Genomic DNA, 13,679 nt, shown 5'->3' with positions numbered 1-13,679 from the left:
GCAGATCAGCAGTAGTTGCATGCGGGCCGGTCCCCGTGTCTATCGCTGGTGTGGTGCTCAGCCAGTCACGTGTGCGCCACCGTGCAGATCAGGTGCACCGCCGACAGGGGCAAGGACCACACGGGATCACTGCTGTTGCTGCTGTTCGTCGGCTCTCAACTGGTTGGGCACCTGCAAGGTGATGAGATCGCCCGGAACGCGTGGTGAGTCGTCACGGCGTACCACGAGATTGCAGAAGAACTCCAACAGCAGTTGACCCGTGGCGTTGAGATCCTCCTGGAACGCGGCCTCCCCCATGAGGACACCACGCAGCAGCCACCGCGGCCCCTGGACCAGCCAGGTACGCGAGACGTGGTATCCCTCCTGGCCTTCTGGCGTCTTGACGGGGACGATCCGACGCAATTCGGCTCCCAACGGGCCGGGGCCAACATTCGCCTCGCCTCCCTCGGAGGCAGTACCACTCATCATGTCACGGTGGACGTCGTCAATGATGAGGCCAGTGGATGGAGCAGCGAAGAGCGCCACTTCCAAGGCACTGCCGCCCTGCATGATGAGCAGGGACTGCACGGCGCCGCTCTGCTGATCCAGCTGGATCTGCATCTGCATGTTCTCGAAGGGAGTGAGGATGAGGGATCCGAAGTCGATACGCTCGATCTCATCGGCGTCGAGATCGACCTCCTCGTAGTCGAACGGTCCGTCGACACGCTCGAGGTTGGGCCGGTACAGCTCAGCCACCTCGTCGTCCTGGTCAGCCTCTACCTCGTCCTCATCACCGGGAGCGTGCGACTCAGTCTCGTCGTCGAGATCCTGTTGCTCATCCAGTTCTTCCTTCTTGGGCTGAAATGGGCTCGTCTCGTCGACGGCGTCATTCTTCTTCTTGCGACCGAACACGACTTGCGAATCCTTCCTACGGCAACGCCGCGTATTCTAGCTGGACGACGTCACGAACCACGAGACAGGTCTCCTGAGAGTTCATCGCAGATTTGCGCCATGCGGCATGGCCGATGGAGGCGCCTCAGCTGCGACCCGTGGATCCATAACCGCCTTGGCCACGTTCGGTGTCGTCCAGCTCGTCGACACGGACGAACTGGGCATGGACGAATGGAACGATGACGAGCTGCGCGACACGATCACCAACCTGGAGCTCAATGGGCTCGTGCTGATCCAGGTTGACCAGCGCCACCTTGATCTCGCCTCGGTACCCCGAGTCGATGGTTCCGGGAGCGTTGACGATGGACAGACCGGTACGGATGGCAAGCCCCGACCTGGGATTGACGAACCCCACATGTCCATCGGGGATGGCGGCTCGAACGCCGGTGGGGACGAGCCTGCGCTCCCCCGGCCGGAGAATGACGTGTTCCCGACAACGCAGGTCGGCTCCCGCGTCTCCGGGCAGTGCGTAGCGCGGCAGCGACGAGTCATCGTCAACCACACTGGGAACGATCATGATGCCTCCTGTGGCGAGTCCGCACGGCACCGCGAACAGAGTCGTCGCGTGCCAGTCTCATCTGCATGGTACTGATGCAGCCCACAGGAGGCATGTCACAGCGATCCGGAGGGCAGAACCGGGCAGGACAGGTTTCTCGGCTGGGGCCACATCCCACGTCGATCGCCCATTAGAATCGTGGTCATGAAGCCCGAAAAAATCGCTTGGAAGATCTACGCCAGCGCCATCGGTGCCGTCACCACCCTCGTCTCCCAGAAGCTCGTCGAGGGGGCATGGCGCTACGTCACCGGAGATGACGAGCCGCCCAGTGCGGAGGACCCCGAGGAGACCACGGGGCGCGCACTGTCGTGGGCCGTGGCCAGTGGCCTGGGAGTTGCCGGGGCGCAGCTCATCGCGCGTCGGTTCACCAACCGTCGTTGGATGAAGTACAGCTTGGTGAACCCGGTCACCGGCAAGAAGGTGGGAGTGCGCAGGCAGGACGACGACTGATCCAGTCGCACACGCACGAGCGCCCCCATCGTTGTCTTGGGAATGATCGTGCCCACACCCCGGCACCCACCGCTTGATGAGTCGATGCCCATGCTCTGTACTCATCGCGCACATCTGGGGTATCTGGGGTGAGAGAGGATGGCGAGACGCATGATGTGCCTCGCCATCTCGACATTCGGGGGACGTCCGCCGTCGGGGCTCAGACGCAGTCGACGCAGTAGAACTTTCCGTTCCGTTCCTCGGCCAGCTGCGAGCGTCCCTTCACCAGGAAGCAGGAGGCGCAGGTGAATTCACCGTTCTGGCGAGGCAGTACTCGTACCGTCAGCTCCTCGTGGGAGAGGTCGGCACCTGGTAGCTCGAAAGCCTCGGCAGCTTCGACCTCGTCCTGGTCCACCTTGCCGGAGTTCTGCTCGTTCCGATGGTTCTTGAGCTCCTCGATGGAGTCCTCGCGGACCTCTTCATCGGACTTGCGCGGGGCGTCGTAATCAGTTGCCATGGTTACCTTCCCTGACCTTGATGTTCGGCCATATGTGTATCACGCCTGTCAAATTGATCGGGGGACATGCATGTCAAGCCATGTGGTGACGCAACCATATACGGTTGGATGAGAATGCCCGGGTACTGGTTACCCTGCATGACAAAGAGAGGTTGACGATGGACAGTGCACTCAGCCCACGCGAGATTCAGGCGCGCATCCGCAGTGGCGCACGCGTGACAGACGTCGCTGACGAGGCTGGTGTGTCCGTGGAGGATGTCGAACCCTTTGCCGTGCCAGTGCTCGCCGAGCTGGACCACGTCGTCAGCACTGCTCTGGACGGTCCGATTCGGCATCGCAACAATCCCTCGTCACGACGCAGTCTGCGCTCGGTCGTCGATCGAGTGGCCACCAAGGTCGGTTTCGATCCCGACGATCTCACTTGGAGTGCACGTCGTCTTGCGGATCGGTCCTGGGAGGTCTGCGCTCGATGGCACGGGGAACAAGGCCCCGCCGATCCACTGTCCGACGACCCCCAGTCGCATGTGGCAACCTTCCGATTCGACCAGCACACTCGCCGCTCGCGCCCACTGGATGCTGGAGCCCGGTGGCTCACCGATGACCGAGTCTCGGCGTCCCGCACTCGCGAGACCGAGAACCCTGACGAGGAACCCACCGTCGATCTCAACGACGAGCTGGCAATCGTACGAGCGGTGAGTGAGTCGGCGGACCGACACTTCTTCGCCGGCCTGCTGGGCCAACCCGAGGCACCTGGCACGGGCGAAGCCGACCAAGTGGGCCAACCTGGCGGTGCAGCCGACACCCGCCGTGCAGCACAACGCCCCCGGACAACCACGGACCACGACCAGCACTCCGATGGGGCAGAGCAGGGCATCGCCTCGAGCACCGAGCAGGCCGACACCCCCACGTCGTCGAGCCCGACGATCCCCGGCATGACGTCGACCAACGGGGTCTACGACTTCGTTCCCTCAACCGACAGCCAGATGGACGCCCTGTACGAGGCCGTGGCTGGTTTCCAGGAGGATTCGGTCAACATCTACGAAGGCCTCAACTCCCCCATGAGCGCCACCGCCACATCGGATCCCGACGACGACTCGAGCACGACCACCGGACAGGCGACGGACGGGGACGACGCCGCAGGCACCGGGTCCCCCCGGGGGCAAGTAGCGGAACATGATGCATCGAGCAACGACACAACCCCCGACAAGGACGCCGCCACCCCCGATGACGACAAGGACTCCACGAAGGACCCCAAACCAGGCCAGGCCAGGAAGAAGCAGTCACGCAAACGCCGCAAGCGCGCCTCGATCCCCAGTTGGGACGAGATCATGTTTGGTGGTCCCGCCCCACACGCGTGAGACCCGCCTCACGCCGAACCACGCCCGAACCAAGAAATACCAATCGCCTCACAACTCGTCGAAGGGCAGGGTCTGTTCCGACAGGGTTGCCCGTGACCTTTCAGCGGTGATTCGCTGCCGGTGATGGCGGCGGCACAGCACCTCGTAGTGCACCTCGTCACTGGTGTCGGTGTCACCGACGACGACCTGGTCACCTTGGGTGGTCATGACCCCGTTGACGACACGGGCATTGTGGGTTGCTGGCCGGCCACACCAGCACAACGGCATGACGGGCGGTTTGTCGAGACGATCACACAGCTCCACCAGACGCCGGGACCCGGGAAAGAGCTCGGTTCGAAAATCGGCGAGAATGCCGAAACAAAAGACATCGATACCCAGTTCGTCAACGACCCGGGACAATTGGTCGATCTGCTCGGGGCGATAGAACTGAGCCTCATCACATATCAGATAGTCAACCCGAGTGCCGGTCGTGAGGGTCGCCACCACGTCGTCATAGACATCGATGCCATTGACGTCACGGGCCGTGGCGGACAACCCGATCCGGGACGTGATCATCGTCTGACCAGATGATCCGTTGTCTGGCGGATCGCTCCTCCGAGACGCCTCAGGACGTGACTCATCATCTTCTGAATCAATCTGGCCAAGGCTTTCTCGGTCCGAGGTGGCGTGCTCCGGGTCATCAGGTTGGCAACCGGCATGACCGGACCGGTCATGCATGGTGTACCGCATCCCCTGACGGTCGTGGGCCGACTGGCTGTAGTCGAGCTGCAGCGCCAAGGTGGATTTCCCCGAATCCATCGGTCCAGTGTAGAAAACAAGCTCTGCCACGGGATCAGCCTTCACAGTACAGAAGAGGAATGAGCATTTCATCATCCGTGAGCGAACCGTGCATACCGATCAGGGACATCTCCCTGGGCATCTGACGGGTCATCACCGCCCACTGCCCCCTCATGAATGCCAGGACGTCTCCCAACCGATTGCGCATCGCCGGGTCCCACTTCCCCAGAAGCCCCATGTGCAGGGCCTGGTCGGCGGTGAGGACCATGGCTCGATCGGCGAGGATGGAACGCCACCGCTCGGCAACCTCATCTGGGTGATCGGTGTAGACGTGTCGGGTACGTGGCTCCCCGCCCAGCTCATTGACGTCGGCCAGCAACCCGGCCTGGTCCTCGGCGATGATCATGTGGTCATCCGGCACATCGACCATGCCATGATCGGCGGTGACGACGAGTGCGCTGTCTGGCGTGAGCACCTCACCAATGGCCTCGACGAGCTCATCGGTCCACGTGAGACGACGTCGCCACTGCGCCGAACGGCATCCTGAGCCATGCCCGACGTGGTCGAGGGATCGTTCATAGACATAACTCACCGAGGCAGTCGTGCCGCGCAGGGTGTCGGCAACCAGTTCGGCACGCAGGTCGATGTCGTCCTCATCACGAACCGAGAGGTACCGCGGACCGCGCAGCCCAGACTGGGTGAGTCCAGACGTGACGAATCCGGTAGGGCCGATGCTGAACGTCTCCACACCGTGCTCGGCGAGACGCTCGAAGGCGGTGGGACGGGCCTGCATGGTGAGCGGATCGGGGCCATTGGCCCAGCTCAGGGCATTCATGATCGGCCCCTCTGGGGAGCGGAAGGTGTAGCCCAGGGTGCCATGGTGCCCCGGCTCCATCCCGGTACCCAGGCAGGTGAGTGAGGTGGCCGTCGTGGAGGGTACGGCACAGGTCATGTCGGGTATCGAGTTCATCCGGGTGAGGAACGGTGCCAAGCTGGCATGTTCCTCCACCAGGTTCCTGCCCATCCCGTCCACGAGCATGACCACCCAGTGACGTGCCTGCGGCAGGGCAGCCATCGGATCGGCGGGTGCACTGCGTCCGGACCATTGGCGATCGTCAAGGCCAAGGCTTCGAGCCACAGCTGGCATCACGTCAGCCAGACAGTGACCGCCGTAGCGCGGCAGGACGAACTCGTCGGGAAGCTCGACGAGGTTGTCCATGGCCGACGAGTTGGCCGATGGCTCATCGAATCGATGGGTGGGGACATTGGAACTCACCGCGCCATTTTCCCACGTCTCCAGGCAGATGGGCCACCTCGCACAATCATGCGGCCGCTGGTGCACCCGAGGCGGTGAGTCGATGGTCACCGCTCCCCCGCCCCGGCATCGACGGAAGGTTCTCGAGAGTTCCCGGCACACACGACGGGCCGGAGACGACTATCGTCTGTGTCATGTCCGACCGCCCGTTCATCGGAGCCCGCATCGAGGACGCCGTGCACCGGCGTCTGGGTGCGGTATTGACCAGACGCGATTGGAAACCACTGCTCATACCGTTTCGCGGCTACGGCTCACAGAACCACATCCGCATCCTGGCCCGCGTGATCCTGGCCCCACACGAGATCGCCGAGGACCCGTCGAGCTGGTACGACTCCGACATGCTCGTGCGACGTGGCTGGCGCAACTTCGGTGCCGTGCCAGCCCCCCAGGTGAGGATCGAGATCGAGACTGGTGGGGCCTGCATCATGGCACGCACCGACCGACTCGGGTACTTGGATGTCCGGGTGCGCAACGAAGGGCTCGCCCCCGGCTGGCACGATGTCCTGCTGCGCACCGAGGAGGGACGCGAGACCAGCGCACCCATACTCGTCGTCGACTCGTCACAGACCTTCGGCATCGTCTCAGACATCGACGACACGGTGATCTCCACCTCGCTGCCGCGCGGATTCATCGCAGCATGGAACACCTTCGTCCTCACCGAGCAGGCCAGGCAGTCAATTCCCGGAATGGCTCGGATGTATCAGAAGCTGCTCGCCGAGCACCCCGCTGCTCCCGTGATCTACGTGTCCACCGGATCGTGGACCACATACCCGTTCCTCACGCGATTCCTCCGCAGACATGGGTATCCAACGGGTCCCATGCTGCTCACCGACTGGGGACCGACGAACACTGGCTGGTTCCGTTCTGGCCCCAACCACAAACGGCAGGCGCTGCGAGAACTTGCCCGCGACTTCCCCAACATCACGTGGCTGCTCGTCGGCGACGACGGTCAGCGCGACATCAGCCTGTACCAGGAGTTTGCCGAGCTGCAACCAGGTCACGTCCGGGCCATCGCCATTCGCCAGCTCTCCCCCACCCAGCAGGTGCTGGCACACGGCACGGCAGTCATCATGGAGGACGACGAACATGTGCAGTGGGTGCCTGATCCCGCCCCTCTGGTACGGGCTCCCGATGGCGACAAACTCCACCTGCTGCTCAAGGACGTACTGAGCTGAGCTGTCGTCGCGGAACCTTCCGACCGCCCGATTCGATGTCGCCCTGCAGCTGATTCCCCGGCCCAGGACCCACCAGTCACTGCCCCACCGGAGGTTTGCGTCCAGTCCATCTGGGATGTGGGGGACGGTGGCATCGGGCAAAAATTTCTCCGATGAGCAAGAATGGAACCTTGCCAACCCCCGAATCCATGCGGGGGCGGATCGACATGGGCAGGAGTAGGAATGGCCAGGAGGACGGCCGACGACGATCTCACCGAGAGCATCATCGATGTGGACGTCTCCAACGAGATGGAGAACAGTTTCCTCGAATATGCGTACTCGGTGATCTATTCACGTGCCCTGCCCGATGCACGCGATGGCCTCAAACCGGTGCAGCGACGCATCCTCTACTCGATGGACGACATGAACGTGCGTCCGGACCGTCCACACGTCAAGAGCGCCCGTGTCGTGGGACAGGTGATGGGCCAGTTGCACCCGCATGGGGACGCTGCCATCTATGACGCCCTGGTCCGGTTGGCGCAGCCGTGGTCGATGCGGCTGCCACTGGCCGATGGCCACGGCAATTTTGGTTCCCTCGACGCCGGCCCGGCCGCCATGCGTTACACCGAGTGCAGAATGGCTCCGGCCGCCCTGGCCATGGTGGAGGGGCTGGGTGAGGACACCGTCGATTTCGTCCCCAACTACGACGGCAAGGCAACCGAGCCGGGGGTTCTTCCGGCCGCTTTCCCCAACCTCCTCGTCAATGGCGCTTCTGGCATCGCCGTGGGCATGGCGACGAACATTCCCCCACACAACCTGGTGGAGGTCATCGCTGCACTGAAGTACCTGCTGAAGAACCCGGATGCGGATCTGGACAAGGTCATGCGCTACGTCCCCGGCCCAGACCTTCCCACTGGGGGGTCAATCATCGGACTGGACGGGGTGAAGAGCGCTTACACCTCCGGTCGGGGAACATTCCGGATCCGAGCACGGGCAACGATCGAGAAGGTCAGCCCGCGTCGTCAGGGAATCGTCGTCACCGAGCTTCCATACACCGTGGGCCCGGAGAAGATCATTGCCCAGATCAAGACACTGGTCCAGTCCAAGAAATTGACTGGCATCGCCGACGTCAAGGACCTCACCGATCTCAAGAACGGCACCCGTCTCGTCATCGAGATCAAGAATGGTTTCAACCCGGAGGCCGTCCTGGAACGTCTTTACAAGATGACGAAACTCCAGGACTCCTTCGCCATCAACACCGTGGCACTGGTCGAGGGACAGCCACGCACCCTTGGCCTGCTCGAACTGCTCAACGTCTATCTCGACCACCGACTCGAGGTCACCCTACGGCGTACGAAATTTCGCCTGGGGAAGGCGGAGGAACGTCTGCACCTCATCGAAGGACTGCTGCTGGCCATCGTCGACATCGACGAGGTCATCGCCATCATCCGATCCTCCGACGACACGGCGTCGGCTCGGGAGCGCCTCATGAAGGCCTTCGATCTGGACGAGCCCCAGGCCAATTACATCCTCGACATGCAGCTGCGTCGGCTCACCAAGTTCTCCCGCATCGAGTTGGAGTCGGAGAAGGACCAGCTCAGCAGCCAGATAGCCGAGTACACCAGGATCGTCACGTCCGACGACGAGCTGCGCAAGGTCGTCGCCGACGAGCTCACGGCCGTCTCCAAGAAGTACGGCACCCCGCGACGGACGGTCCTGCTGGGGTCCACCGGCATCACCGCAACCGACGTCCCGTTGGAGGTACCCGATGAGCCGTGCTGGATCCTCATGTCGGCCACTGGGCACCTGGCCCGTATCGACACCGTCGACCCACTGCCACAGGATGGCCCGCGCGCCGACCATGACGTCATCACCTCGGCAGCACGTACCACGACTCGCGGCGAGTTCGGTGTCATCACCTCGGCAGGACGTCTGATCCGAGCACGCGCAATCGACCTGGTGTCGCTTCCCGCCACGGCGACGGCACCCTCGATGTCCGGAGGATCCCCCCTCACCGATCTCATCGACCTGGACGCTGGAGAACGCGCGTTGGCAATCGTGAGCTTGGACGGGGGCGGCCCGGAGCTGGCACTGGGCACTCGTCATGGCGTGGTCAAGCGAGTGAATCCGGAGCTGCTCAGCAGGGATTGCTGGGAGGTCATCACGCTCAAGGGCGACGACGAGGTGGTCGGTGCCGTACAGACACACGGCGATGCCGGGGAGCTGTGTCTCATCACCCGAGGAGCCGCGTTGCTGCACTTCCCGTTGGCGTCGGTTCGGTCGCAGGGGCGCCTGGGTGGCGGAGTCACCGGTATGCGTTCTGCGGACCCGGTCATCTGGGCCGGGGTCGTGTCCGATCCCGACTCGGTCGTCGTGACCGTGGCCGGGCACGATGCCACGTCCGGTGCGACTGGATCGGTGAAGGTCACCGCATTCGAGGCCTACCCGGGCAAGGGACGAGGAACCAAGGGCATGCGGTGTCATCGGTTCCTCAAGGGTGAGACGGCCCTGGTGCAGGCCTGGGCAGGGGCGAGGCCTGCAGTGGCCTGCAGTCCCAAGGGCAAACCGGTGGAGCTGCCGGAGGTCGATTCCCGACGTGACGGTTCGGGCACCAGCGTCGCGGCGTCGATACTCGCGATCTCCACACGGTGCTGGTCACACCCGACTGCCTCTGATCCAGGTGCTGCCGAGAAGACCGCAGTGGAGGCACAGCCCCGTTCGACTGCGGGCAGCGCCATCAGCACCGACGGCCCCGGCAGCCCTGACACCGCCAGTGGTCCCGGCAACGATGGTCCGACCCAGAGGACGAGGCACGAGACCGAGCAGCCGGACCTGTTTGACGAGTGATCCGGTTTCCATCTTTGACGAGTGATCCGGTTCATCGTCATGCACGGTGGACCCCAGACACAGGGGCGTACAGCACAGGGGCGTCGTCGTTACTGTGAATGCTGATGGACCCACGGGGCGTATGGGCCAGAGTCGTCGTTGCTGCCGTGCATGGTGATGAACCCCATGCACGAGGACGTCGTGGCGGGGTGAGAACTGGGGGCTGCTGCGCACGGTGATGGAACCATGCACGGGGAGGTACGGCGCAGTCATTGTGCTGACGGCATAGTGAGGGCGAACCGGTGAGCACACGTTCTGCGGCACGAGTCGTTCCGGCCCCGCGACCCCATGCGTCGCCAGCCTCGCTACCGTATGCGTCTACCGTGCAGGAACCGCTCGGCAACCTACCCGGTACTCTCCTACTTGGGGGTACCCACGTGTCGTGTCCGTGCTGCCGTGCCATGTCCGTGCTGCGGGATCCTGTTCACTGGCCCAGACCTTGGATCTCGACACGACACCCCCGCACATACTCAGGCATCGATCTGCTCGCTGTCCAGCCGATAGGCACCCTCGACGATGAACTTCTTGCGGGGGGCGACTTCCTGGCCCATGAGCATTTCAAAGGTGTGCTCCGCCTCCACGACATCGTCGACAGTGATCCTCCGGAGCATTCGATGCCGCTTGTCCATCGTGGTCTCCTTGAGCTGATCGGCGTCCATCTCGCCCAGGCCCTTGTAGCGTTGCGGTTCCTTGAACCGCACACCTCTCTTGGCCAGTCGAGCAGCAGTGCGCTGGTACTCAGCGTCGGTGTAGGTGTAGATGTACTTCTCCATGCCCCGTTTGGGGTTGATGAGTTCGAACCGATGCAGTGGTGGCACGGCCGAGAAAACCCGGCCCGCCTCGACCATCGGTCGCATGTACTTGAAGAACAACGTCGCCAGCAACGTGCGGATGTGTGCACCATCGGAGTCGGCATCGGCCATGAAGATGACCTTGCCGTACCGAGCTTGGTCTATGTCGAAGGTCTTGCCGGAACCGGCACCAACCACCTGGATGATCGACGCACACTCGGCGTTCTTGAGCATGGCGCCAAGATCGGCCTTCTGCACGTTGAGGATTTTTCCCCGGATGGGCAGCAGAGCCTGAAACTCCGAGTCCCGTGCCACGTTGGCCGTCCCCAGGGCAGAATCACCCTCGACGATGAACAACTCGGTGAGGTCGGGATCGGAGGATCGGCAGTCCTTGAGTTTGGGAGGCAGGTGCGAGGACTCCAGGGCATTCTTGCGTCGCTGGTTCTCCTTGTGCGCCCGAGCGGCGACTCGGGCGCGCGAGGCATTGACGACCTTCTCCATGACGGTACGGGCCACCGGTTTGACGGCTGCCTTGCTCGACGTGAGGAATTCCGCCATCTCGGACTCGACGATCCGGCTCACGATCCGACGCACCGGCGGGGTACCGAGCACTTCCTTGGTCTGCCCCTCGAACTGCGGTTCGGCCAAACTCACGGTGACGACTGCCGTCAGCCCTTCCAGGACGTCGTCCTTGACGATGTCATCGGAACTCTTGAGCAGCCTGGTGCCCTCCAAGGATGAGGAGAAGGCCCGTAACAGTCCCTGCTCGAATCCTTGGACGTGGGTGCCGCCCTTGGGAGTGGCGATGATGTTGACGAAGGAACGCACCGTGGTGTCATAGCCATCGCCCCATCGAAGAGCGATGTCCACCTGGAGGTCACGATCAACGTCGGTGGGCGTCATGCCGCCATTCTCGTCCAGCATCGGGACGGTCTCGGTGAAGGAGGACTTCCCCTGCAACCTCATGACGTCATTGACCGGCTGGTCATTGGCGAGGTACTCGGCGAACTCCGAGATACCGCCGTCGAAACGCATCGTCTCGGAGACGGTCTCGAGGACATCGCCGGTCTGCGGATCAGTCTGGACGCCACGCTCGTCGGTGATGACGATCTCCAGCCCCGGGACGAGGAAGGCGGTCTGACGAGCACGGTCGGCAAGCTTGGACCACGACAGCTTGGCATCGGGCAGAAAGATCTGCGAATCCGGCCAGTAACGCACCCGGGTACCGGTGGCTCCCCGCTTGGCCTTGCCGATCTTGCGCACCCCGGACTCGGGGGTGAAGGGGGCATCGGGGCCGTCGCCGTCGAAGACGCCGGGGACACCGCGTCGGAAGCTCATTCCCCACACCGTGGACTTGCGGTCCACCTCCACGTCCAGACGAGAGGAGACGGCGTTGACGACCGAGGCGCCCACACCGTGAAGGCCACCTGAGACGTTGTAGGCGCCGCCGCCGAATTTTCCACCGGCATGGAGCTTGGTGTAGACGACCTCGACGCCACTCAGCCCAGTTCTCGGCTCGACGTCGACCGGAATACCGCGACCCTCGTCGGTGACGAGGATGGACCCGCCCTTTTCCAGGGTGACGGTGATACGGCGTCCGAACCCGGCCAAGGCCTCGTCCACACCGTTGTCGAAGATCTCCCACAGACAGTGCATGAGGCCGCGGGTGTCCGTCGACCCGATGTACATGGCGGGACGCTTTCGGACAGCCTCAAGACCTTCGAGAACAAGAATGTTTCTCGCCTCGTAGTCCCGGTCCGTCGCTCGTTTCGTTGCTGCCCGCGGTTTCGCTGTACTCGAAGCCGATCCACTCTGGGGCAATCCACTCTGGGTCGTCACAGTCCTCAATTCTATCGGGGTGGTGTTCCCACGTCGTTCTCGCGAACACGTCAAGTGTATCGAACTGGAATTCGATGTTCAAGTCCGAAATCGAACAGATGTTCCGTCCTTCGTGATTCTCATCCTTGATCGGGAGGCTCACTGGCTATGATGGAGAACATCAGATGTCACTCAGGTTGAGTTGGCATCCACAGCAAGCGTCAAGCGGTGCGGAACGCATGAGTGAATCATGCTTCCCACCGACAAGGACGAACCGTGGCTCAGGAATGTCAGGAGCGAATCGGGAACAAGCGATGGTGTCGTTGCGTTGCGACACCATATGCCAGCGTCAGAGGAGGAAGCCATGAGCACCATGATGATCGAGGACACCGCACTGACCACTGCGGATCGCTGCGACCGATGCGGAGCACAGGCTTACTACCGTGTCACGCTGAACAACGGCGGTGAACTACTGTTCTGCGCTCACCACGCACACATGCATGAGGACAAGCTCAAGCAGGTTGCCCTCCACATCCAGGACGAGTCCGCCAAGCTTCACTGATCAGTCCGGCCGCCCGATGAGGCCCCTGGGCAGGAATCACCGCAGCGACAGCCACCCACTCGCTGACGCTGACCCCCGCTGAGGTCACACTCCCCGAACCATGCGTTGCAGCGGGATCCCGCCCAAGGTGTTGTCCAAGGACCCTGCGGTGTGGTCCAGGCTGAAACCGTTCTTCTCGAAGAACCCGATGGCGTGCTCACTCGTGTTCAGCACCCAGACGAATGCCGGTTCCTGACCAATGGCGGTGCTCAAGAGCTCATCGGCCACTCCTTGCAGTCGTGCCCGCGGCATGACGTGGATGGTGGCAAGTTCCAAGGTGGTCGGCGCCTCTGCTGGTGGCATGCGTCGTGTCATGACAACCCCAACGATCGCACCGTCGTCATCAAGCACCCAGAACTGAGCGCCCTCATCGTAGAGCTGCCGCCACTGCTCAACCGTTGACTCCACCGCATCCTCACTCGTGAGTGCAGCAAGGACGTCGGCATCGATGGACCCAGCACCTATCTCGGCCAAACACTCGGACTGAACACGAGCTGCATCCGGAAGGTCCTCCCCGGTCGCCCTGCGCACCCGAGGATGTTGTGGC

General features: G+C 62.9%; 11 protein-coding genes and 1 pseudogene. 5 read left to right on the top strand and 7 right to left on the bottom strand.

Features of this window, described 5'->3' with window-relative positions:
- Positions 1–126 precede the first annotated feature (126 nt).
- Positions 127–891 carry a DUF3710 domain-containing protein gene (locus ACP8JZ_RS03950; protein ID WP_306516981.1) on the bottom strand — a complete coding sequence of 255 codons (765 nt, stop codon included), beginning with the start codon at positions 889–891 and terminating at the stop codon, positions 127–129.
- Between the two features lie 124 nt (positions 892–1,015).
- Positions 1,016–1,447 carry a dUTP diphosphatase gene (dut, locus tag ACP8JZ_RS03945; RefSeq protein ID WP_306516982.1) on the bottom strand — a complete coding sequence of 144 codons (432 nt, stop codon included), beginning with the start codon at positions 1,445–1,447 and terminating at the stop codon, positions 1,016–1,018.
- A 183-nt stretch (positions 1,448–1,630) separates the two neighbouring features.
- Between dut and ACP8JZ_RS03940 the strand changes: the two genes are divergently transcribed.
- Complete coding sequence (locus ACP8JZ_RS03940) at positions 1,631–1,936, top strand: DUF4235 domain-containing protein (RefSeq protein ID WP_286321535.1); 306 nt, start codon at positions 1,631–1,633, stop codon at positions 1,934–1,936.
- Positions 1,937–2,135: 199 nt separating this feature from the next.
- Here ACP8JZ_RS03940 and ACP8JZ_RS03935 read toward each other — a convergent pair whose 3' ends face one another.
- Positions 2,136–2,432 carry a DUF4193 domain-containing protein gene (locus tag ACP8JZ_RS03935; protein ID WP_277101574.1) on the bottom strand — a complete coding sequence of 99 codons (297 nt, stop codon included), beginning with the start codon at positions 2,430–2,432 and terminating at the stop codon, positions 2,136–2,138.
- A 104-nt stretch (positions 2,433–2,536) separates the two neighbouring features.
- On the opposite strand from ACP8JZ_RS03935, the gene sepH reads away from it, so the two are divergent.
- The gene (sepH, locus tag ACP8JZ_RS03930; protein ID WP_306516983.1) at positions 2,537–3,790 is read left to right on the top strand and encodes a septation protein SepH; all 1,254 of its coding nucleotides are present in this window, start codon (positions 2,537–2,539) and stop codon (positions 3,788–3,790) included.
- A gap of 48 nt (positions 3,791–3,838) precedes the next feature.
- Here the strand turns inward: sepH and ACP8JZ_RS03925 are convergent.
- Both ACP8JZ_RS03925 and ACP8JZ_RS03920 read right to left on the bottom strand, forming a co-directional pair.
- A pseudogene (locus ACP8JZ_RS03925) lies at positions 3,839–4,345 on the bottom strand (thymidine kinase); the annotation flags it as partial.
- 277 nt (positions 4,346–4,622) lie between these two features.
- On the bottom strand, positions 4,623–5,786 hold the full coding sequence (locus tag ACP8JZ_RS03920) for an alkaline phosphatase family protein (protein ID WP_371415860.1): 1,164 nt from the start codon (positions 5,784–5,786) through the stop codon (positions 4,623–4,625).
- 434 nt (positions 5,787–6,220) lie between these two features.
- Here ACP8JZ_RS03920 and ACP8JZ_RS03915 point away from each other — a divergent pair, with 434 nt between their 5' ends.
- Together ACP8JZ_RS03915 and ACP8JZ_RS03910 are read left to right on the top strand one after the other, a co-directional pair.
- A complete protein-coding gene (locus ACP8JZ_RS03915; protein WP_036957371.1) occupies positions 6,221–7,057 on the top strand; it encodes an App1 family protein phosphatidate phosphatase in 837 nt (278 codons plus the stop codon).
- A gap of 222 nt (positions 7,058–7,279) precedes the next feature.
- Entirely contained in the window at positions 7,280–9,883 is a 2,604-nt protein-coding gene (locus tag ACP8JZ_RS03910) for a DNA gyrase/topoisomerase IV subunit A (RefSeq protein ID WP_306516985.1), read from the top strand.
- A 509-nt stretch (positions 9,884–10,392) separates the two neighbouring features.
- On the opposite strand, the gene ACP8JZ_RS03905 is transcribed toward ACP8JZ_RS03910, so the two are convergent.
- A complete protein-coding gene (locus ACP8JZ_RS03905; RefSeq protein ID WP_036957370.1) occupies positions 10,393–12,534 on the bottom strand; it encodes a DNA gyrase/topoisomerase IV subunit B in 2,142 nt (713 codons plus the stop codon).
- 337 nt (positions 12,535–12,871) lie between these two features.
- Between ACP8JZ_RS03905 and ACP8JZ_RS03900 the strand changes: the two genes are divergently transcribed.
- Positions 12,872–13,093, top strand: coding sequence for a DUF7455 domain-containing protein (locus tag ACP8JZ_RS03900; protein ID WP_036904271.1), 222 nt, complete (start codon positions 12,872–12,874; stop codon positions 13,091–13,093).
- A gap of 84 nt (positions 13,094–13,177) precedes the next feature.
- Here ACP8JZ_RS03900 and ACP8JZ_RS03895 read toward each other — a convergent pair whose 3' ends face one another.
- Positions 13,178–13,663 (bottom strand): GNAT family N-acetyltransferase, encoded by a 486-nt coding sequence (locus tag ACP8JZ_RS03895; protein ID WP_484484266.1) that lies wholly within the window; start codon positions 13,661–13,663, stop codon positions 13,178–13,180.
- Positions 13,664–13,679 lie beyond the last annotated feature (16 nt).

The sequence above is a fragment of the Cutibacterium sp. LaCa_286 genome (genome assembly GCF_057198075.1).
The sequence above is the reverse complement of the archived record's forward strand: the minus strand, read 5'-3'. Positions and strand labels throughout refer to the sequence as shown.

Bases quoted from the DNA above. Each gene is read 5' to 3' on its own strand.
- ACP8JZ_RS03920 (WP_371415860.1), bottom strand. From the start codon at position 5,786: ATGGACAACCTCGTCGAGCTTCCCGACGAGTTCGTCCTGCCGCGCTAC.
- ACP8JZ_RS03900 (WP_036904271.1), top strand. From the start codon at position 12,872: ATGCCAGCGTCAGAGGAGGAAGCCATGAGCACCATGATGATCGAGGAC.
- ACP8JZ_RS03940 (WP_286321535.1), top strand. From the start codon at position 1,631: ATGAAGCCCGAAAAAATCGCTTGGAAGATCTACGCCAGCGCCATCGGT.
- ACP8JZ_RS03915 (WP_036957371.1), top strand. From the start codon at position 6,221: ATGCTCGTGCGACGTGGCTGGCGCAACTTCGGTGCCGTGCCAGCCCCC.
- ACP8JZ_RS03935 (WP_277101574.1), bottom strand. From the start codon at position 2,432: ATGGCAACTGATTACGACGCCCCGCGCAAGTCCGATGAAGAGGTCCGC.
- ACP8JZ_RS03910 (WP_306516985.1), top strand. From the start codon at position 7,280: ATGGCCAGGAGGACGGCCGACGACGATCTCACCGAGAGCATCATCGAT.
- dut (WP_306516982.1), bottom strand. From the start codon at position 1,447: ATGATCGTTCCCAGTGTGGTTGACGATGACTCGTCGCTGCCGCGCTAC.